The sequence below is a fragment of the Bradyrhizobium sp. genome (assembly GCF_049798375.1).
In the GTDB taxonomy this organism is placed as follows: domain Bacteria; phylum Pseudomonadota; class Alphaproteobacteria; order Rhizobiales; family Xanthobacteraceae; genus Bradyrhizobium.
Genome location: NZ_JBARGP010000374.1, coordinates 1 through 18,768, shown reverse-complemented (window position 1 = coordinate 18,768; position 18,768 = coordinate 1). Strand labels below are relative to the sequence as shown.

The 18,768-nt window shown below is 64.3% G+C and carries 16 protein-coding genes and 1 pseudogene; 12 read left to right on the top strand and 5 right to left on the bottom strand.

All coding sequences use genetic code 11. The features are described 5' to 3' along the window. The 4 genes and pseudogenes from WA702_RS16100 to WA702_RS16085 all read left to right on the top strand — a co-directional run. A pseudogene (locus tag WA702_RS16100) lies at positions 1-88 on the top strand (carbohydrate ABC transporter permease); the annotation flags it as partial. Positions 89-108: 20 nt separating this feature from the next. Next, positions 109-1,206: a Gfo/Idh/MocA family protein gene (locus WA702_RS16095; RefSeq protein ID WP_425111528.1), complete on the top strand. Its 1,098-nt coding sequence runs from the start codon at positions 109-111 to the stop codon at positions 1,204-1,206. A gap of 10 nt (positions 1,207-1,216) precedes the next feature. Beyond that, positions 1,217-1,861, top strand: coding sequence for a ThuA domain-containing protein (locus tag WA702_RS16090; RefSeq protein ID WP_425111527.1), 645 nt, complete (start codon positions 1,217-1,219; stop codon positions 1,859-1,861). Continuing rightward, positions 1,858-2,907 (top strand): LacI family DNA-binding transcriptional regulator, encoded by a 1,050-nt coding sequence (locus tag WA702_RS16085; RefSeq protein ID WP_425111529.1) that lies wholly within the window; start codon positions 1,858-1,860, stop codon positions 2,905-2,907. Before WA702_RS16090 ends, WA702_RS16085 begins: the two co-directional genes overlap by 4 nt. A gap of 100 nt (positions 2,908-3,007) precedes the next feature. Here the strand turns inward: WA702_RS16085 and WA702_RS16080 are convergent, their stop codons facing one another. From WA702_RS16080 to WA702_RS16070, 3 genes are all read right to left on the bottom strand, one after another. After that, the gene (locus tag WA702_RS16080) at positions 3,008-3,406 is read right to left on the bottom strand and encodes an MAPEG family protein (protein WP_425111526.1); all 399 of its coding nucleotides are present in this window, start codon (positions 3,404-3,406) and stop codon (positions 3,008-3,010) included. Positions 3,407-3,478: 72 nt separating this feature from the next. Continuing rightward, the gene (locus WA702_RS16075) at positions 3,479-5,284 is read right to left on the bottom strand and encodes a PHA/PHB synthase family protein (RefSeq protein ID WP_425111525.1); all 1,806 of its coding nucleotides are present in this window, start codon (positions 5,282-5,284) and stop codon (positions 3,479-3,481) included. Between the two features lie 34 nt (positions 5,285-5,318). After that, positions 5,319-5,621, bottom strand: a complete 303-nt coding sequence (locus WA702_RS16070; protein ID WP_425111524.1) for a hypothetical protein — start codon at positions 5,619-5,621, stop codon at positions 5,319-5,321. On the opposite strand from WA702_RS16070, the gene WA702_RS16065 reads away from it, so the two are divergent. From WA702_RS16065 to WA702_RS16045, 5 genes are all read left to right on the top strand, one after another. After that, positions 5,620-5,820 carry a hypothetical protein gene (locus WA702_RS16065; RefSeq protein ID WP_425111523.1) on the top strand — a complete coding sequence of 67 codons (201 nt, stop codon included), beginning with the start codon at positions 5,620-5,622 and terminating at the stop codon, positions 5,818-5,820. The two genes, WA702_RS16070 and WA702_RS16065, sit on opposite strands and share 2 nt — an antisense overlap. Before the next feature lie 217 nt (positions 5,821-6,037). Next, complete coding sequence (locus WA702_RS16060; RefSeq protein ID WP_425111521.1) at positions 6,038-7,258, top strand: LL-diaminopimelate aminotransferase; 1,221 nt, start codon at positions 6,038-6,040, stop codon at positions 7,256-7,258. Positions 7,259-7,282: 24 nt separating this feature from the next. After that, entirely contained in the window at positions 7,283-8,602 is a 1,320-nt protein-coding gene (locus WA702_RS16055) for a homoserine dehydrogenase (protein WP_425111520.1), read from the top strand. A 222-nt stretch (positions 8,603-8,824) separates the two neighbouring features. Then, positions 8,825-9,826 (top strand): class II fructose-bisphosphatase, encoded by a 1,002-nt coding sequence (glpX, locus tag WA702_RS16050; protein ID WP_425111519.1) that lies wholly within the window; start codon positions 8,825-8,827, stop codon positions 9,824-9,826. Positions 9,827-9,868: 42 nt separating this feature from the next. Continuing rightward, a complete protein-coding gene (locus WA702_RS16045; RefSeq protein WP_425111517.1) occupies positions 9,869-10,588 on the top strand; it encodes a haloacid dehalogenase type II in 720 nt (239 codons plus the stop codon). 15 nt (positions 10,589-10,603) lie between these two features. On the opposite strand, the gene WA702_RS16040 is transcribed toward WA702_RS16045, so the two are convergent. Further along, on the bottom strand, positions 10,604-11,692 hold the full coding sequence (locus tag WA702_RS16040; RefSeq protein ID WP_425111516.1) for a methyl-accepting chemotaxis protein: 1,089 nt from the start codon (positions 11,690-11,692) through the stop codon (positions 10,604-10,606). A 272-nt stretch (positions 11,693-11,964) separates the two neighbouring features. Between WA702_RS16040 and recJ the strand changes: the two genes are divergently transcribed. From recJ to WA702_RS16025, 3 genes are all read left to right on the top strand, one after another. Further along, complete coding sequence (gene recJ, locus WA702_RS16035; protein ID WP_425111515.1) at positions 11,965-13,806, top strand: single-stranded-DNA-specific exonuclease RecJ; 1,842 nt, start codon at positions 11,965-11,967, stop codon at positions 13,804-13,806. An 836-nt stretch (positions 13,807-14,642) separates the two neighbouring features. Further along, entirely contained in the window at positions 14,643-16,526 is a 1,884-nt protein-coding gene (locus WA702_RS16030; protein WP_425111514.1) for an ATP-binding protein, read from the top strand. 165 nt (positions 16,527-16,691) lie between these two features. After that, entirely contained in the window at positions 16,692-17,501 is an 810-nt protein-coding gene (locus WA702_RS16025; protein ID WP_425111513.1) for an SDR family NAD(P)-dependent oxidoreductase, read from the top strand. Between the two features lie 26 nt (positions 17,502-17,527). On the opposite strand, the gene WA702_RS16020 is transcribed toward WA702_RS16025, so the two are convergent. Next, the coding region (locus tag WA702_RS16020) for an efflux RND transporter permease subunit (protein WP_425111512.1) at positions 17,528-18,768 on the bottom strand (1,241 nt) is incomplete at its 5' end.

The window sequence follows — 18,768 nt, the reverse complement described above, 5'->3', positions numbered from 1 at the left end:
GCTCACCATCCTGCCGATGATTATTCTGTTCCTGCTCGCACAGAAGCATATCGTCGCCGGCCTCACGGCCGGCGCGGTCAAGGGATGAAGATATCCACGGAGATCGCAATGAGAAAAATCGGCGTTGGAATCATCGGCTGCGGCGTCATCAGCACGGCCTATCTGAAAGCGGCGCAGCGCTTTCCGGTCATGGAGATCAAGGCGCTCGCCGACATGCGCAGCGACGCCGCGGAGCGTCAGGGCGCTGCGTTCGCCCTGCCGGCGATGCGGGTCGATCAGCTGCTCAAGCGCGACGACGTCGAGATCGTCGTCAATCTCACCGTGCCGCTCGCCCATACCGACGTCAGCCTCGCGGTGCTGAACGCTGGCAAGCATGTTCACTCCGAGAAGCCGCTCGGCATCGACGTCACGGAGGCCCGCAAGGTGATGGATCTCGCCGCGCAAAAGGGCCTGCGCGTCGGTTGCGCGCCCGACACCTTCCTCGGCGGCGGGCACCAGACCGCGCGCAAGCTGCTCGACGACGGCGCGATCGGCACGCCCGTGGCGGGCAGCGCCTTTTTCGGCTGTCCAGGCCACGAGCGCTGGCATCCAGCGCCCGGGTTCTATTACTTGCGCGGCGGCGGGCCGATGCTCGACATGGGTCCGTATTATATCACCGATCTCGTGCAACTGCTCGGTCCAGTCGCCAGCGTGATGGGCTCGACCGCGCGCCCGAAATCCGAGCGTCTGGTCACCAGCCAGCCGATGAACGGCAGCATGATCCCGGTCGAGGTCTCGACCCATGTCGCGGGTACGCTGGAATTCGAGAGCGGGGCGGTGGTCTCGATCGCGATGAGCTTCGATGTTCCGAAGCACCGCCACGCGCCGATCGAGATCTATGGCGACAAGGGCAGCATGCTGGTGCCGGACCCGAACCGCTTTGGCGGCGACGTGCAGGTGGCGTCGACCGGCGCCGAATGGGAAACGATGCCCTTGACCCATGGTCATGTCGAAGGCGAGTTCCGCTCGATCGGCGTCGCCGACATGGCTTCCGCCATTCTGAACGACCGGCCGCACCGTGCCAGCGGTGCGCTTGCGTTCCATGTGCTGGAGGTGATGGAGGCGTTCCAGACCTCCGCCGACGAAGGACGCCGCGTCAAGATCGAAAGCCGCGTGGAACGGCCGGCGATGCTACCGGCCGGACGCGAAACCGGACAGCTCGACTGAGGAAATGACCATGCGCAAGGCATTGATTGTATGGGGCGGCTGGCCGGGCCACGATCCCGATCTGTGTGCCTCGATGATCCGCGGCTGGCTCAAGGCGGAAGGTTTTGAGGTCCGGATTGAAACCACGACCGAGGCATTCGGAGATCCGGCGATCCATGATCTGTCGTTGATCATTCCGATCTACACGATGTCCAAGATCGAGAAGGCGGACGCGCTCAATCTGTGCGCGGCGGTGCGCAGCGGTGTCGGGCTTGCCGGCCATCATGGCGGCATGTGCGATGCGTTCCGCGACTCGGTCGACTACCAGTTCCTGTGCGGTGGGCAATGGGTCGCGCATCCCGGCAACATCATCGACTACAAGGTCGACTTGACCAAACCGGATGATCCCATCATGAAGGGCCTGACGAGTTTTGAGCATCGGTCCGAGCAGTACTACATGCATGTCGATCCGGCCAACGAGGTGTTGGCGACGACCACTTTTACCGGCGAGCACGCATCCTGGATCGAAGGGGTGGTGATGCCGGTGGTCTGGAAGAAGCGATACGGCGCGGGCAGGGTGTTCTATTCCTCGCTCGGCCACCGCGCCTACGAGCTCGACGTGCCGGAGATCCGAACGATAATGACCCGGGGCATGCTGTGGGCGGCGCGCGAATGACGGCTACTGCGATACAGCCACCGGTCCGCGCCACACTGGAGGACGTTGCGCGGACGGCGGGTGTTTCGCTCGCAACCGTCGACCGGGTCATCAACCGACGCGAGGGCGTGCGCGCCAACACCGTCGCACGCGTGGAAGCCGCGGTTGCCAAGCTCGGCTACCGCGCCGACGTGGCCGCCGCGCGGCTCGCGCGCGGGCAGAGCTTTCGCTTCGCCTTCGTCTTGCCGACGGGCGGAAACAGCTTCATGACGAATCTGACCGAGCAGGTCCAGCGCACAGCGGAATGGCTGGCAGGACAGCGCGGCTTCATCGATGTCCTCCACGTCGACGTATTCGATCCGGATGTGCTGGCCGGAGCGCTGGAAAACCTGTCGCCGGCCTATCAGGGTGTCGCCGTCATCGCGCTCGACCATCCCAGGGTACGTGCCGCGATCGACGAACTCGCTGCGCGCGGGGTCGCCGTGGTGACACTTGTTTCGGACGCGCCCAGCTCGCGCCGCCTCCATTATGTCGGTATCGACAACCCGGCGGCGGGGCGGACCGCGGCCACCCTGATGGGACGTTTCCTCGGCGGCCGCGAGGGCACCGTCGCCGTGATCGCGGGATCGCTGTCGCTGCGCGATCACGCCGAGCGGCAATTCGGATTCCACCAGATTCTGTCCAGCGAGTATCCGAACCTGCTGGCACTGCCACCCATCGAAGGGCGCGACGACAGCGAGCTGACGCGCGAACTCACGGCCGCGCTGCTCGCGCGCCATACGGATTTGCGCGGCATATATTGCTGCGGCGCCGGGAACCGTGGCATTGCCGATGCGCTCGAGGCGTCGGGCCGAACTCGCGAGGTGGTCTGGATCACCCATGAGCTGACCCAGCACACGCGGCGTTTCCTGGTCCGTGGAACGCTCGACGTCATCATCAACCAGGATCCCGGCCATGAGGCGCGGTCCGCGGCGCGAATCCTGCTCGCGCATTGTTCGGGTGAGCCGATCAGCCCCGATCAGGAGCGTATCCGCATCGACATTTTTCTTCGGGACAATTTGCCGTAGTAGACACGAGAGTGGGAGGCTGCGCAGCTCGTGCCATCGCCTGCGGTTCAGGCGGAGTTTCAACCCGCGTGCGCCGCGCGACCCTCCCGCCTCGATTGGCCTACAGCCAGCCGAAGATCGCCAGCACCAGCATGACCTGCGCCAGGAAGCCGACCGTGAAGGCGAGCGTCCGGAACACGGGCAGGCCGAGCGTGTAGACGATCAAATGCGCCACACGCGCCCAGAAATAGACGGCGCAGGCCAGCACCGTCCATTTGGTCGAGTAGTCGATAGCGTTGAGGATCAGGACGAGCGGCGCGAAGATGATGAGGTTCTCGATCGCGTTGTCGTGGGCGAACATTAGCCGTGTCGCCCATTCCGCATGCGGCTTGTCGCCGCGTTGCGGGTTGGCCATGGCGCCTGAGAGCCCGCGCACCTGACAGCGGTTGAGGACGTAAGGAACCCACAAGAGACCGGTCAGGATCACCGTCAGCGTCAGCCAGAACAATTCGCGCGTCATCGATTTCCCCTCAACTGCTACCGTACCCGTCGGGACCGGATGAGGGGTTATATCGAAGTGCGGCGCGCCGCGCTACGCACGGACGCGCACATAACTGCCGGGTGCATCCTCGATTGCGGATAAGGCCTCGCTGCCAGCGCCGCGCGCGGGGACCTCTTCCGGGTCGAGTTCGCCGAGCCATTGCCGCCAGTCCGGCCACCACGAGCCCTTGTGCTCCTGCGCGCCCTTGATCCAGTCAGCTAGCGAGATGTCCTTGATGGTCTCGTTGGTCCAGTACTGGTACTTGCCCGACGCCGGCGGATTGACCACGCCGGCGATGTGGCCGGAGCCGGACAGCACATATTTCACCGGACCGCCGAAGAATTGCGAGCCGTACAGCACGGAATCGGCCGGGGCGATGTGATCCTCGCGGGTGGCGAGATTGTAGACCGGCACCTTGACCTTGGAGAGGTCGAGCAGCGTGTTGTCCAGCACCATGGTGCCGGACGTCAGCCGGTTCTCCAGGTAGCAGTTGCGTAAGTAATAGGAATGATTGGCCGCCGCCATCCGGGTGGCGTCGGAATTCCAGTGCAGCAGGTCGAACGCCGAGGGCTTCTGGCCCTTGAGGTAGTTGTTGACGACATAGGACCAGATCAGATCGTTCGAGCGCAGCATGTTGAAGGCCATCGCCATCTTGCTGCCTTCGAGCACGCCCGTGGCCTGCATGTCACGCTCCAGCGACGAGATCTGATTCTCGTCGACGAACACCAAGAGATCGCCGGCATGGGTGAAATCGACCTGTGCCGCGAGCAGCGTGGCCGAACTGACGCGCTGACGACGCTTGTCGGCGAGCCAGGCCAGCGTGGTGGCGAGCAGGGTGCCGCCGACGCAATAGCCCATGGTGTGGACCTTCATCTCCCCGGTGGCGCGCTCGATCACGTCCATCGCGGTCAGCGGGCCTTCCTTCATGTAGTCGTCCCAGGTCTTGGTCCCGAGCGACTTGTCCGGATTGACCCAGGAGATCACGAACACGGTGACGCCCTGGTCGACGCACCATTTGATGAAGGACTTTTCCGGCCGCAGATCCAGGATGTAGAATTTGTTGATCCAGGGCGGCACGATCAGGAGCGGGGTGCGCAGCACCTTCTCCGTGGTCGGCGTGTACTGGATCAGCTGCATCATCTCGTTCTGGAAGATCACCTTGCCCGGGGTCGTCGCCATGTTGACGCCGACCTCGAGATTGGCCGGATCGGACTGCCGGATCTTCAGCATGCCCTTGCCGGCCTCGATGTCCTCCGCGAGCATCTGCATGCCGCGCGCCAGATTGGTGCCGCTCGACGACAGCGTCTGCCGCAGCACTTCCGGATTGGTCAGCACAAAGTTGGACGGCGACAGCGCATTGGTGATCTGGTTGACATAGAACTCGGCCTTCTTGCGCGTCGGGGCATCGATCCCTTCCGCGTTGTGCACGAGATCCTGCGCCCACTGCGTGGTCAGCAGATAGGCCTGCATGATGAAGTCGAAGAATTGGTTCGATTTCCATTCAGGATCGGCGAACCGCTTGTCGCGCGGCGAGGGCGAGATCGCGGGCGGCGCCTGCTCACCGGCAAAGCGGCGCATCGCCGAGCCCCAGAGGTCGAGATAGCCCTTGCCGAGCCGGGTCTGGAGGTCGGCGGCACGGTCGTTGTCCGACAGCCAATATTCGGCCACAGCCGTAAACGACTTGACCATCTCGGCAAGTTCGGCCGGCGGCCGATCCTGCACCTCGCCGCTCTCGCGCGGCTTGAGATAGGCAGTCAGCGCCTTGCCGCTGCTTTCCATTGCCCGCGCGATGTTCATCGCGAAGGCTTCCGCATCGAACGCTTGGGCTGGTTTGGTCTCGGTTGGAACGTCGCTCATGGCCAAAATACACTACCGTGTCGCGGGCGGTTCGTCACCGCACGAGATCAATAATCCGAGAGTTCACACTGATTTCGATTTCCGCGTGTTGCGTTGCGATATGCATTCTTGCTTCTGACATATTGCGTGCGATACTCAGCCAAGCAAAGTCATCGTCGGCCCAAATTGTTTCAGGTGACAAGCGTCCGAGCGGCGGCAAAATGATCCCAGAAAGGGATCTTCCGAAAGGGTAGTTGGTGGATCGGAGCAGGAAGGCAATCGCCTTGATCTGTGCTGCTGGCGTGCTCGCAATGAGCGCGCCGGTCCTGTCCGGCTGCTCCAGCCAGATTGCCGACATGCGCTCGCTCGAGGACGCAGAGGTCCATCCCAAGGATCCCGGTGCCTATCTGCCGGTCAACGATCTACCACGGGACCGTGACGTGGCGACGATGTCCCCCGAGGAGCGCGCCAAAATCGAGAAGGAACTGACGGCCGCGCGCGACCGCCAAGCCTCGGCATCGGCCTCGTCGACCGCCAAGAACGCCGCCGCAAAGTAACGGAGTTCAATCGGGCCGGGTCCGCCGTATTCTCTGGCGCGGCGCGGCGTCCGTGATAAAAGACCAGAATCAACCGCAAAAGTGAGGGTGAGGCGGGACCTCCGGTCCGTGCATCCGTGCTCAACCGATGACGTGGCACGGGTTCCGGTCGGATCTGCCGCAGCGCAAACGGCCCGATATGGCCAGCTTGCCCGCCCGCTTGCCGGAGCCAGGACCCATGGAAGAATTCTACCGCATCCGCCGTTTGCCGCCTTACGTGTTCGAGCAGGTCAACCGGGCCAAGGCGGCCGCGCGGAACGCCGGAGCCGATATCATCGATCTCGGCATGGGCAACCCGGACCTGCCGGCACCGCCGCATGTGCTGGAGAAGATGAAGGAGGTGCTGGGCAAGCCGCGCACCGACCGCTATTCGGCCTCCCGCGGCATCCAGGGCCTGCGCAAGGCCCAGGCGGCCTATTACGAGCGCCGCTTCGGCGTGAAGCTCAATCCCGACACCCAGGTGGTCGCGACCCTGGGTTCCAAGGAGGGCTTTGCCAATATGGCCCAGGCCATCACGGCGCCCGGTGATGTGATTCTTTGTCCCAACCCTAGCTATCCGATCCATGCCTTCGGCTTCCTCATGGCTGGCGGCGTGATCCGCTCGGTGCCGGCTGAGCCAACGCCGCAATTCTTCGAGGCGGCCGAGCGGGCGATCATTCATTCGATCCCGAAGCCTCTGGCGCTGATCGTCTGCTATCCGTCGAATCCGGCGGCTTATGTCGCGGATCTGGATTTCTATCGCGACCTCGTCGCCTTCGCGAAGAAGCACGAGATCTTCATCCTGTCGGACCTCGCTTATGCCGAGGTCTATTTCGACGACAAGAATCCGCCGCCGTCGGTGCTGCAAGTGCCGGGTGCGATGGACGTCGCCGTCGAGTTCACCTCGATGTCGAAGACCTATTCGATGGCCGGTTGGCGCATGGGCTTTGCGGTCGGCAACGAGCGCCTGATCGCGGCGCTGGCGCGGGTGAAGTCCTATCTCGACTACGGCGCGTTCACGCCGGTTCAGGTGGCGGCGACCGCAGCCCTCAACGGTCCCGACGACTGCATTCGCGAGATGCGCGAGACCTATCGCAAGCGCCGCGACATCCTGGTCGAGTCGTTCGGCCGCGCCGGCTGGGAGATCCCGGCACCGCAGGCGTCGATGTTTGCCTGGGCGCCGTTGCCGGAAGCTTTCAAGACCCTCGGCAGCATGCAGTTCGCAACCTTGATGGTGGAGAAATCCGGTGTCGCGGTCTCGCCCGGCGTCGGCTTCGGCGAGCATGGCGAAGGCTATGTCCGCATCGCGATGGTGGAAAACGAGCAGCGAATCCGGCAAGCCGCGCGCGGCGTGCGCCGTTTCCTTGAAAGCGGCATCGAAACGTTGCACAACGTCGTTCCCATCGCCACCAGGCGGTAAATTTCCGGCAGGTTTCTCATCGTCATGGTCGCACCCCTGAGAGTGGGTATCGCGGGCCTCGGCACCGTGGGTGCTGAGGTCGTCCGTCTCATCGAGCGCCAAGAGCGCGTGTTGTCCGAGCGTACCGGACGCGGCATTCGCGTGGTCGCAGTCACCGCGCGCTCGAAGGCCAAGAAGCGTGGCCTCGACCTCAGTGGCATCACCTGGGCCAGGGATCCGCAGGCGCTCGCGGCTGACCCCGAGATCGATTGCCTTGTCGAGCTGATGGGCGGCGCCGGCGATCCGGCGCTGTCGACGATCGACACCGCGCTGAAATCCGGCAAGTCGGTGGTCACCGCCAACAAGGCTTTGATTGCCAAACACGGCATCAAGCTTGCGAAGGCCGCCGAGAAGCATGGCGGCGCGTTGAATTTCGAGGCTGCGGTCGGCGCCGCGATCCCGATCGTCAAGACCCTGCGCGAGGGACTGGCCGGCACCAGCATCGATCGCGTTTATGGCATTCTCAATGGCACCTGCAACTACATCCTGACCCGGATGGAGCAGGAGGGGCTGTCGTTCGCGGAGTGCCTGAAGGACGCCCAGCGTCTCGGCTATGCCGAGGCCGACCCGTCGTTCGACGTCGATGGCCACGACACCGCGCAAAAGCTCGCGATCCTGGCGAGCCTCGCCTTCGGCACGGCCGTGGCGCAGAACGCTGTCTATGTCGAGGGCATCTCCTCGATCGCGCCGGAGGATTTGCGGGCGGCGGACGATCTCGGCTACCGGGTCAAGCTGCTCGGCGTGGCGACGCGGACGCCCAAGGGCATCGAGCAGCGCGTGCATCCCACGATGGTGCCGAAATCCTCCTCGATCGCGCAGGTCATGGGCGTCACCAATGCCGTGACCATCGATGGCGAGGGCATTCCGCCGATCACGCTGGTCGGCCCGGGGGCAGGCGGCGCGGCCACCGCATCCGCCGTGGTGGCTGATATCGCTGATGTTGCCCGCGGGGTGCGCGCAGCGCCGTTCGGACGGCCGGTCGAGACCTTGCGGCCGACCGAGAAGGCACCGATGGAACGGCATGAGGGCGGCTATTACATCCGCCTGATGGCCCGTGACCATGCCGGCACGGCAGCCACGATCGCGACCCGGCTGGCCGAGCAGAAGATCTCGCTCGAATCGATCGTGCAGCGCCATCCCAATGGCGGCGAGGTTGCCAAGTCGGGCGGGAAGGGGGCGCCGGTGCCGGTGATCCTGATCACCTACGCCACCCACGAGGACGCCATGTACAAGGCGCTGCAGGCGGTGCAGCGGGACAAGGTGATCAGCGGCAAGCCGCAGGTGATACGAATCGAGAAGAATTAGCGCCGAGGGTAGGGCCGGATGTGCCCACAAGACGCATCGTTTCTGCTCAAACAAACGCATGGCGTTTGCGAAGATTACATGCTCAAAACGGGGCTCATGGGGGCGCGCGGCGTGATGCGCCGGGCGCCTGGGGCCGCGCGTCGCCTGACGCCAGGCGATCGGTGAACGGTTAGGCTTTACGGGCGTTGGATGCCCGTCATGATGTTTTTGAGGAGTTGACCGATGTCCACGCATATTTCAGTCCCGCCGCAATTGATGCTCGAGCGCATCCTGACGCTCGAACTGGTGCGCGTGACCGAACGTGCGGCGGTGTCTGCCGCGCGCCTGCGCGGCCACGGCCAGGAGAAGGCCGCCGACCAGGCCGCCGTGGATGCGATGCGGCGCGAGCTGAACAAGCTGCCGATCGATGGCACGGTCGTGATCGGCGAGGGTGAGCGCGACGAGGCGCCGATGCTCTTTATCGGCGAGAACGTCGGCATGAAGGCCGGCCCGAAGGTCGATATCGCGGTCGACCCGCTGGAAGGTACCACGCTGTGCGCCAAGAACATGCCGGGCTCGATCGCGACCATGGCGATGGCCGATGGCGGCACGCTGCTGCACGCGCCCGACGTCTACATGCAGAAGATCGCGGTCGGTCCCGGCTATGCCAAGGGCGTGGTCGATATCGATGCCACCCCCGCCGATAACGTCCGCCGCCTCGCCAAGGCCAAGGGCGTCGATGCTTCCGCCATCACGGTGCTGGTGCTGGACCGTCCGCGCCATGCCGACATCATCCAGGGCGTGCGCTCGACCGGCGCGGCCGTCCAGCTCATTACCGACGGTGACGTCGCTGGCGTCATCCAGTGCGCCAATCCCGAGGATACCGGTATCGACATGTACATCGGCACCGGCGGCGCGCCGGAGGGCGTGCTGGCTGCGGTGGCGCTGCGCTGCATCGGCGGCCAGATGCAATGCCGTCTGATCCTCGACACCGAGGAGAAGCGGGCACGCGCGGCCAAGATGGGCGTCGGCGATCCCAAGATGATCTACGGCATCGAGGACATGGCCCGTGGCGACTGCCTGTTCGCTGCCACCGGTGTCACGACGGGGTCGCTGCTCTCCGGCGTCAAGTTCCGCAAGGACGGCGTGATCGAGACCGAGACGGTCGTGATGCGCTCGGTCACCGGCACGGTGCGCTACATCCGCGCCGAGCACCGGGAACTGGCAAAATTCCACCTCGACTGAGGTGGCGGGCCCTGATCTGCCACGCGTAGCGGAGTAGCGGTGATGTCCGATCTCACCGAAGTGAAGGCGCTGGTGTTCGACGTGTTCGGCACCGTGGTCGACTGGCGCACCAGCCTGATCAACGACTTCACCGCATGGTCCCAGCGCCGCGGCGTGAAGGGTGACTGGACCGCGCTGGTCGACGGCTGGCGCGGCCTCTATATGGGCTCGATGGACGAGGTGCGCAGGCATCCCGAGCGTGGCTATGTCATCCTCGACGTCCTGCATCGCCGCTCGCTGGAGACGCTGGTGGCGCAGCTCGGCATTGCCGGGCTCACCGAGGCTGACCTCGATTACCTGACCCGCGGCTGGCATCGCTTGCATCCGTGGCGCGACAGCGTCGCAGGCCTGACGCGGCTGAAGAGCAAGTACATCATCTCGCCGCTCTCCAACGGCAATGTCGCGCTGCTCACCAACATGGCGAAGTTCGCGGGCCTGCCCTGGGACCTCGTGATGTCCGCCGAGCTGTTCGCGCATTACAAGCCCGACCCCGAAACCTATCTCGGCGCCGCGCGCCTGCTTGGCCTTGCGCCCGGCGAAGTGATGATGGTGGCCGCGCATAACAACGATCTCGAGGCCGCACAGAAGAATGGGCTGAAGACGGCCTTTGTGGCGCGGCCGACCGAATATGGCCCGCTGCAGAAGCGCGACTTCGAAGCCACCGGCGCCTGGGACATCGTGGCCACGGATTTCGCCGGCATCGCAGACCGGCTCGGCTGTTAAAGCGTTTCCTCTTCGTCATCCTCCGGAAACGATCACCCCATACCAGCCGAGGCCCTGATAGGTTTCGTAGCCCGGCGTGGCGTGGAACGCGATCATCCGCTTCGATGCGTCTTGATAGAAGCCGCTCGGCTTGCCCTCAAGCTTGAGCGGCAGCCGCTCGCTCAAAATGCCCTGGCCGTCCGAAGCGGCGATGACGCGGAATTGCGAATCGACCAGCAGCACGCGGGCCTTGTCGGCGGCGCCGACGCGCACGCCCTGGACGATGGCGCGCGCCTGCGCCTCCCAGTCGAAATGGATCGCGAGCACGCCGAGCGGCCGGCCGTTGGCTCTGCCGTTCTCGCGCACCGAGGCGCAGTAGGTCGCAACCTGGGCATTGCCGAGCAGCGGCTGGCATTCGACGTCGCCGGCGACGTAATCGTCGCCTGAGCGCAGGCCCCGCGCCTCGCGAAACCATTTGGTGTCCGCGACACTCTGGCCGACCACGTGGAAGCGATCGGCGCGGCCATTGGCGATGACCTTGCCGTCGAGATCGCACAGCCACAGATCGAGATAGACCGTGTAGGCGGACAGGATCACGCCGAGGCGCTCGGACACATGGCCGACACTGGCCGCACCCGGCTTGGCGGCGCAGTCGACCACGGCGGAATCGGTCGCCCACCAGCGCACGTCGCAGGTGCGTTCATAAAGATTGCGATCGATCAGCTCGACGGCGTTGAGCGACAAATCGACCATGCGTTCGCCGCGAGCGCGATCCGTCATCTGCCCAATCGAGATCTTCAGATTGCCGGTGCGCGAGGTGAGGTGGGCTTCCAGCTCGCGCGCGATGGTCTCGACCTGCTGGCCGACCGCGCGCACCTCCTGCGCCACCACCGCAAAGCCGGCGCCCTGCGCGCCGACCCGCGAGCTTTCGATCAGCGCGTTCAGCGCCAGCATCTTCATCTGATTGGTGATCTGCTGGATCGATTTGGTCTTCTCGCAGGCGATCTGGTTGACCTCGCCGGTCAGCCGCGCGATCAGCGCGGAGACGTCGGTCTCGTCCTCGCAGGCCTGCGGTTGCGACGGCACGATCGAGGGCGATTTTTTCAGAGCAGGCGCAGTTACCATTGGTGGCGAACTCCACAAAGCTTGTGCGCGTCCCGCCCGGCATCTGAGAGCGCGATGAATCGAATTTGAGTAATAATTGGCGACATTTTTCGCGAATGCGCCTAACGCTGGTTTAATTTTGCTGCCTTGAATGTAGCCAACGCCGCTCTAAATTTGTGCAAAATCAGTGATTTGCGCCAGTTTTGGCGCAGAACTGGCGCTCTCCAGCGTTTCGCCCCGGCCTGCATGATGTAGCCTGGGGCTGCCGCGCGATTCCTCCCGATCGGGTTTTCATGACGCCTCCCGCCACCGTCCTTCCTGTCGAAACACCGCAGGCCTTTCTCGGCGTGCGGTTGTCGCTTACGGGCAAGCTGTGGCGTGACCGGCTCGGCGCGAGGGCCGCAGCGCAGGCGCTGGCGATGGTGCAGCGCTATCAGTTGCCGGAGATGCTGGCGCGCGTGCTGGCCGGCCGCGACGTCGATCTCGACGAGGTGCAGGATTTTCTCGATCCGACGATCCGCAAGCTGATGCCGGATCCGTTTTCGGTGACGCAGATGGAGGCGGCCGCCAAGCGCATCGCGGACGCTGCCGCGCGGCGTGAAAAGGTGGCGATCTTCGGCGACTATGACGTCGACGGCGCGACCTCGTCGGCGCTGCTGGCCTGGCATCTGCGCCATTGCGGGCTCGATCCGCTGATCCACATCCCGGACCGCATCTTCGAAGGCTACGGTCCGAACATCGAGGCGATACGTGCGCTCGCCGCCAACGGCGCAACCTTGCTGGTGACGGTCGATTGCGGGACCACCAGCCTGGAGCCGCTGGCGGAGGCACGCCGGCTCGGCATGTCGGTGGTCGTGATCGATCACCACCAATGCGGCGCCGACCTTCCCGAGGTCGACGCGCTGGTCAATCCGAACCGCCCCGACGATCTTTCCGGGCTCGGCTATCTCGCCGCCGTCGGGTTGACCTTGGTGACATTGGTCGCGGTCAATCGTGAGCTGCGCGGGCGCGGCTTCTGGACGGCTGAGATGCCGGAACCCGATCTGCTCGGCATGCTGCATCACGTCGCGCTCGGCACCGTTGCCGACGTCGCACCGCTGATCGCGCTCAATCGCGCCTTCGTCGCCAAGGGGCTGATTGCGATGCGCCGGCGCGATCATGTCGGCCACACCGCGTTGATGGATGTGGCGCGGCTGAATGGGCCGCCCGAAGCCTGGCATCTCGGCTTCATGCTGGGGCCGCGCATCAATGCCGGCGGCCGCATCGGCCGTGCCGATCTCGGCGTGCGGCTGCTGCTCGAAGGCGACATCTCGGAAGCCGCCCGCATCGCCGCGGAGCTCGACCGGCTCAACACCGAGCGGCGGGTGATCGAGCAGGCGGCAGAGGCTCAGGCCGAGGCCGAGGCGCTGGCCTCGCTGGGGCTCGAGGACAAAGGTGCCGTCATCGTCACCGCGTCCGAGGGGTGGCATCCCGGTGTCGTCGGTCTCGTCGCCTCGCGGCTGAAGGAGAAGTTTTCCCGGCCGGCCTTTGCGGTCGCGCTGGAGCCCGGCGGCATCGGCACCGGCTCGGGCCGCTCGATCCTCGGCGTCGATCTCGGCCACGCCGTGCGGCGGGCGGTGGAGCGCGGCATTTTGATGAAGGGCGGCGGGCACGCGATGGCGGCCGGCGTCACCTTGCGCAAGGACAGGCTGGCGGAATTCCGCGCCTTTCTCGAAAGCGAACTCGCACCCGACGTCGCCAAGGCGCGGCACGTCAACGAGGTCTATATCGACGGCGCGATCAGCGCCCGTGCGGCGACTCCGGAGTTGGTGCATACGCTCAATCGCGCCGGCCCGTTCGGCAGCGGCAATCCGGAGCCGGTCGTGGCGCTGCCGTCGCATCAGCTGGTGTTCGCCGACGAGGTCGGACAGGCGCATCTGCGACTGCGCTTCAAGGCCGGCGATGGTGCCACCGTCAACGGCATCGCCTTCCGCAGCGTCGGCCAAAAGCTCGGCAATGCGCTGACGCAGCATCGTGGCCAAGTGCTGCATGTCGCCGGCTCGCTCGCGGTCGACCGCTACCAGGGCGTGGAGCGGGTGCAGCTCCGCGTGCTCGATGTCGCCGTGCCGGACCATGGGCCGACATTTATCAGATGATGCATCGTGGCGGCTTGGCCCGGTCGTCAAACAACTCTCCGTCGTCGGCGCCCGGCTCGACCGGGCGACACAGTATTCCAGAGACGGCAGTGCTAAGCAGAGAAGCCGCGGCGTACTGGATCGTCCGCCTTCGCGGACGATGACACTGAAGAATATCGCACCGCCCTGGACTAACTACTCAGGACACGCGTCCACCGTCTCGCGGCACGATGTGCTCGAGTGCTGCATCGTAATGACCCTCCCAAAACAAGAGGGCGCAGGGAATGCCGGGTGAGGGCCTCACCCATGGCCCGCGTGCGAAAAAAAGTGCACGCGGCGGTTACCACAGGTTCAGCCGGATCATCCGGCATTCCCCGCGCGATGGGTTACGGCTTATACGCGCTCTCCTTGGGGACCGGCTTTCTTGCCCCCATCGATCATTGAACTCATCTGGTACAACGACCTTGGCTCCAGCACCGGGAAGCCAGGACCACATGACTTCGCCGTCCGCGCGAGCATGCGCTCGTCTCATCGCAACTCGTCGCGTCCACCGCAACCCGCCTCGCGTTCGTGACGACGCGTACGCCCCTCTGGTGAGGCGAGATGGATCTGTATAACCTAAATTCTGAAAAAGCGAAAGTAAAATATTTCGGTCTCAAGGGCGCAGGCTGGCCATCAGCCTGAACCGGCACGCAAAATTAGGTTTTTTGCGCGCACATTATTTTGATGTCCGAACGGCTTGCGATCGACTCGGCGGCACCTTGAATTTACAATTGATTCGCCCGTCGGCAGTTACTGGCCTTTCCAACTGATGAGTTTGTGACCGCTTCCTTGCCGATCATTTGAGAACCAGACCAATGCGCACGGCCACTGCTCTGATCTATTGGGTCATCGTCGCGCTGTGGCTCGGCGTGCTGATAACGGTCGTACGGGCCTACATCCGAAACTCCAAAACCTTTGGCGTCACCCGGCTGCTGCTGATTGTGGTCAGTATCGATACCCTGCGCAACATCATCGAAAATCTGTATTTCGGATTCTATTTCGGCAGCCAATATGGCGTCTTTTCGAGTTCGGTCGCGGATGTGCTGGGCTCACCCTATCTGCTGATCGTGCCAAAGCTCCTCAACGTGGTGGCGGCTTGCGTGGTCCTGGCGCTGCTGCTGTTTCGCTGGCTGCCGCTGGCATCGGCAGAACGGCTGCAGGCCGAGGAGACTCTTCAAGACACGGCAAAGCAGTTGCTCCAGGAAGCGGAAGAGCGTCGCCGTGTGATCGAAACTGCGCTCGACGCCTTTGTGCAGCTCGACCGCCACGGCGAGATCCTGCAATGGAATTCCCGGGCCGAGACAATGTTCGGGTTATCGCGGAGCGCGGCTATCGGTGCGCATCTCGAGGACGTCATCGGGCTAGAGGCCGGATGCAAGGAGCATCTCGCCAGCATCATTCATGGCGAGGATGTCGGCGGCCTTCGGACCCAGGCGAAAGTCATTGGGCACACCGGCGAGGAACTTGAGATCGAGTTCAGCGTCAGCTCCTCCGAGCGTCAGGGCGATCACGTCTTCAACATCTTTGCCCGTGACCTCACCGAAAAGGTCGCCGCCGAAAACCAGCTCAGACAATCGCAGAAGATGCAGGCAGTCGGGCAATTGACCGGCGGCATCGCGCACGATTTCAACAATCTGCTGACCGTGATCATCGGAGCCACCGACACGCTCGCTGCCGAGCTCGCCGATCGGCCGCATCTGGTCGGACTTGCAGGGATGATCGACGAGGCGGCCAATCGGGGTGCGGACCTCACGCGTCGGTTGCTGGCGTTCGCCAGACGGCAACCGCTTCAGCCCAGCAATCTCGACGTCAACGCGCTGGTCATGGACGCGGAAAGGATGCTCAGGCCCACGCTTGGTGCGCGGATCGAGATCAAGACGCTGCTGTCGGAAAATGCGTGGCGTGCCTTCGTCGACAGCGCGCAGCTCACCTCCGCGATTCTGAATCTGGCATTGAATGCCCGCGATGCGATGCCGGCCGGTGGTGTGCTCACCTTTGAAACCCGCAACGTCACCCTGGACGACGACTACGCTGGGCAGCAGGACGACGTCGATGCCGGCGACTATGTCGAGCTTTCGGTCAGCGACAATGGTTCCGGCATCCGGGCTGACATCATCGACAGCATCTTTGAGCCGTTCTTCACGACAAAGCGTGCCGGCGAAGGCACGGGGCTTGGCCTCAGCATGGTCTACGGCTTCGTCAAACAGTCGCGCGGCCACATCAGGGTCTACAGCGAGGAGGGGGTCGGCACCACGTTCAAGCTGTATCTGCCGCGCACCCTGGGGGTGATCGACCAGAAATCGAGCGAACCGGAGCCTGCGAACGGCAGGGATGAACTGGTCCTCGTCGTCGAGGACGACACGCTGGTGCGGAACTATGTGGTCGGTCAGGTCAAGGGTCTCGGCTACCGTACCATCGTGGCCGCGAGCGCCGAGGAGGCGCTGACGGAGCTGGAGTCGAACGAAGTCGATCTGCTCTTCACCGACGTGATCATGCCCGGAATCATGAACGGTCCTGATCTCGTCCGACGGGCCAGGCAGAGAAGGCCCGACATCCGGGTTCTCTACACATCCGGCTACGCGGAAAGCGCCATCGTTCACAACGGGCAGCTGGATGCCGGCGTGTTGCTGTTGCCAAAACCCTACAGCCGGGTCGACCTCGCCAAAATGCTGCGCGCCGCGCTGAATGCCGTCGTGTAACCCTGTCGCTGACGGGACCATTTGTGCAATTATCTCGCGCCGCCGGGAACGCGAGTGCGCGCTACAGCCGCAACCAAAGCCGGTTTGCCCTGATCGCCAAGAGCAGCTACTGATCGGACTAGCCGATCAAGAGCCGACAAAGAAAACCACAGGCAGGGAGTGCAGATGACAGGGCAGGTCGAAGGCAAGGTCGCGCTGGTGACGGGCGGCGCATCCGGAATTGGCGCTGCGGTCGCCGAGTTGCTGGCGCGTGAGGGCGCATCGGTTGTCGTCACCGATATCGACGAACTCAGGGGACCGGAGGTTGTCGCGCGCATCAACAAGAATGGTGGGCAGGCGACGTTCCTGCAGCAGGATGTGACCAGCGAGCCGCGCTGGGCCGAGATCGTTGCCGAGGTCGGGAGACAGCATGGCCGGCTCGACATCCTGGTCTCCAATGCCGGCATCGGCATCGCCGTGCCCTCGATCACCGAGATGTCGCTGGCGGATTGGCGGCGCCAGACCGCGATCAATCTCGACGGTGTGTTCCTGTCGGTCAAGCATAGCCTGCCCTTGATGCGAACGGCCGGCGGCGGCTCCATCGTCATGATGTCGTCGCTGGCGGGATTGCGCGGCGCGGCCGGCCTGTCGGGCTATTGCGCCACCAAAGGCGGCGTGCGGCTGTTCGCCAAAGCGATCGCAATGGAATGCGCCTCGTTCGGCGACGGCATCCGCGTCAACTCGGTGCATCCGGGAATCATCGATACGCCGATCTGGGGCAAGATCCCGACCGAGGCACACGGGCAGGGGCAGAACGCGCCGATCGATCCGGAGGAGCGCGCAAAGATGGCGACGCCGCTCGGCCGGGCCGGGCAGGCCGACGAGATCGCAGCCGGCGTGCTCTATCTCGCCTCCGACGCCTCGCGCTACGTCACGGGGACCGAGCTCGTGATCGATGGCGGGATGTTTGCTGGAGGCGTGGCGCGAAAGGGGTAGGCTCCTTTTAAGTTGATAGCACCATTTCACGCGCGCGCCCGCCGCCGCATGCTCCAATGCCGCGCGCGATCGAGATAGAGATAGACCACCGGCGTGGTGTAGAGCGTGAGGATCTGGCTCAGGATCAGGCCGCCGAAGATGGCGATGCCGAGCGGCTGGCGGAACTCGCTGCCTTCGCCCAAGCCGACCATCAGTGGCACCGCGCCGAACAGCGCGGCCATGGTGGTCATCATGATCGGCCGGAAGCGCATCACGCAGGCTTCGAAGATCGCATCAGCCGAGGACAACCCACGCTGCCGTTCCGCGTCGAGCGCGAAGTCGATCATCATGATCGCGTTCTTCTTCACGATGCCGATCAGGAGGACCACCCCGATCATCGCGATGAGGTCGAACTGAGTGTGGGACAGCATCAGCGCCGCGACCGCGCCGACTCCGGCGGAGGGCAGGGTGGACAGGATGGTGAGCGGATGGATGTAGCTCTCATAGAGCATGCCGAGCGAGATGTAGATGGTGGCGAACGCTGCGATGATGAGGAACGGCTCGCTCTCCAGCGATTGCCGGAAGATCTTGGCGACGCCCGCGAACTCGCCGCGAATGCTTGCCGGCATGCCGATCCGGCTCATCGTCGCCTCGATCGCGGCCGTCGCCGCGCTCAACGAGCCGCCGGTCGGCAGGTTGAACGAGACGGTGCCGGAGACCAGCAGATCCTGGTGATTGACCTGCAGCGGCGTCTCGCTCCGGCCGAACCGGGCGACGCTGGAGAGCGGGATCATGGTCTCGCTGCCGGTGCTGACGGCCGTGCCCGTCGACGATGCGCCCTTGCCAGTGGCGCCGATCGAATTGGTCGCCTGGTTACGCACCGCATTGGTTGCGATCGCGCTGATCGAAGCCTTTTGGTTCGCTAGTGCCACGGTGCCGGCCACCGCGTTGGTAGTCTGCGAACCCGTGGCGGAACCGCCGGAGGTGCTGACATAGACGTCCTTCAAGGTCTCCGGATTCTGCCAATAAGGCGGCGCGACCTCCATGATCACGTGATACTGGTTGCGCGCGACATAAATGGTCGAGACCTGGCGCTGGCCGAAGGCGTCGTACAGCGTGTTGTCGATCTGGCTGACGGTGATGCCGAGGCGCGATGCGGCATCGCGATCGATCACCACATCGGAGCGCAGCGCCCGGTTCTGCTGGTCGCTGTTGACATCGGCCAGCGCCGGGTCGTGTTGAAGCGCGGCGACAAGTTTCGGAATCCATTCGTTGAGCTCGGCCGGCG

Coding starts and splice junctions, on each gene's coding strand:
- WA702_RS16025 (WP_425111513.1), top strand. CDS start 16,692: ATGACAGGGCAGGTCGAAGGCAAGGTCGCGCTGGTGACGGGCGGCGCA.
- WA702_RS16095 (WP_425111528.1), top strand. CDS start 109: ATGAGAAAAATCGGCGTTGGAATCATCGGCTGCGGCGTCATCAGCACG.
- WA702_RS16040 (WP_425111516.1), bottom strand. CDS start 11,692: ATGGTAACTGCGCCTGCTCTGAAAAAATCGCCCTCGATCGTGCCGTCG.
- WA702_RS16080 (WP_425111526.1), bottom strand. CDS start 3,406: ATGACGCGCGAATTGTTCTGGCTGACGCTGACGGTGATCCTGACCGGT.
- WA702_RS16070 (WP_425111524.1), bottom strand. CDS start 5,621: ATGTCGGCAATCTGGCTGGAGCAGCCGGACAGGACCGGCGCGCTCATT.
- WA702_RS16075 (WP_425111525.1), bottom strand. CDS start 5,284: ATGAGCGACGTTCCAACCGAGACCAAACCAGCCCAAGCGTTCGATGCG.
- WA702_RS16045 (WP_425111517.1), top strand. CDS start 9,869: ATGTCCGATCTCACCGAAGTGAAGGCGCTGGTGTTCGACGTGTTCGGC.
- glpX (WP_425111519.1), top strand. CDS start 8,825: ATGTCCACGCATATTTCAGTCCCGCCGCAATTGATGCTCGAGCGCATC.
- WA702_RS16085 (WP_425111529.1), top strand. CDS start 1,858: ATGACGGCTACTGCGATACAGCCACCGGTCCGCGCCACACTGGAGGAC.
- WA702_RS16060 (WP_425111521.1), top strand. CDS start 6,038: ATGGAAGAATTCTACCGCATCCGCCGTTTGCCGCCTTACGTGTTCGAG.
- WA702_RS16090 (WP_425111527.1), top strand. CDS start 1,217: ATGCGCAAGGCATTGATTGTATGGGGCGGCTGGCCGGGCCACGATCCC.
- WA702_RS16065 (WP_425111523.1), top strand. CDS start 5,620: ATGCGCTCGCTCGAGGACGCAGAGGTCCATCCCAAGGATCCCGGTGCC.
- WA702_RS16030 (WP_425111514.1), top strand. CDS start 14,643: ATGCGCACGGCCACTGCTCTGATCTATTGGGTCATCGTCGCGCTGTGG.
- WA702_RS16055 (WP_425111520.1), top strand. CDS start 7,283: ATGGTCGCACCCCTGAGAGTGGGTATCGCGGGCCTCGGCACCGTGGGT.
- recJ (WP_425111515.1), top strand. CDS start 11,965: ATGACGCCTCCCGCCACCGTCCTTCCTGTCGAAACACCGCAGGCCTTT.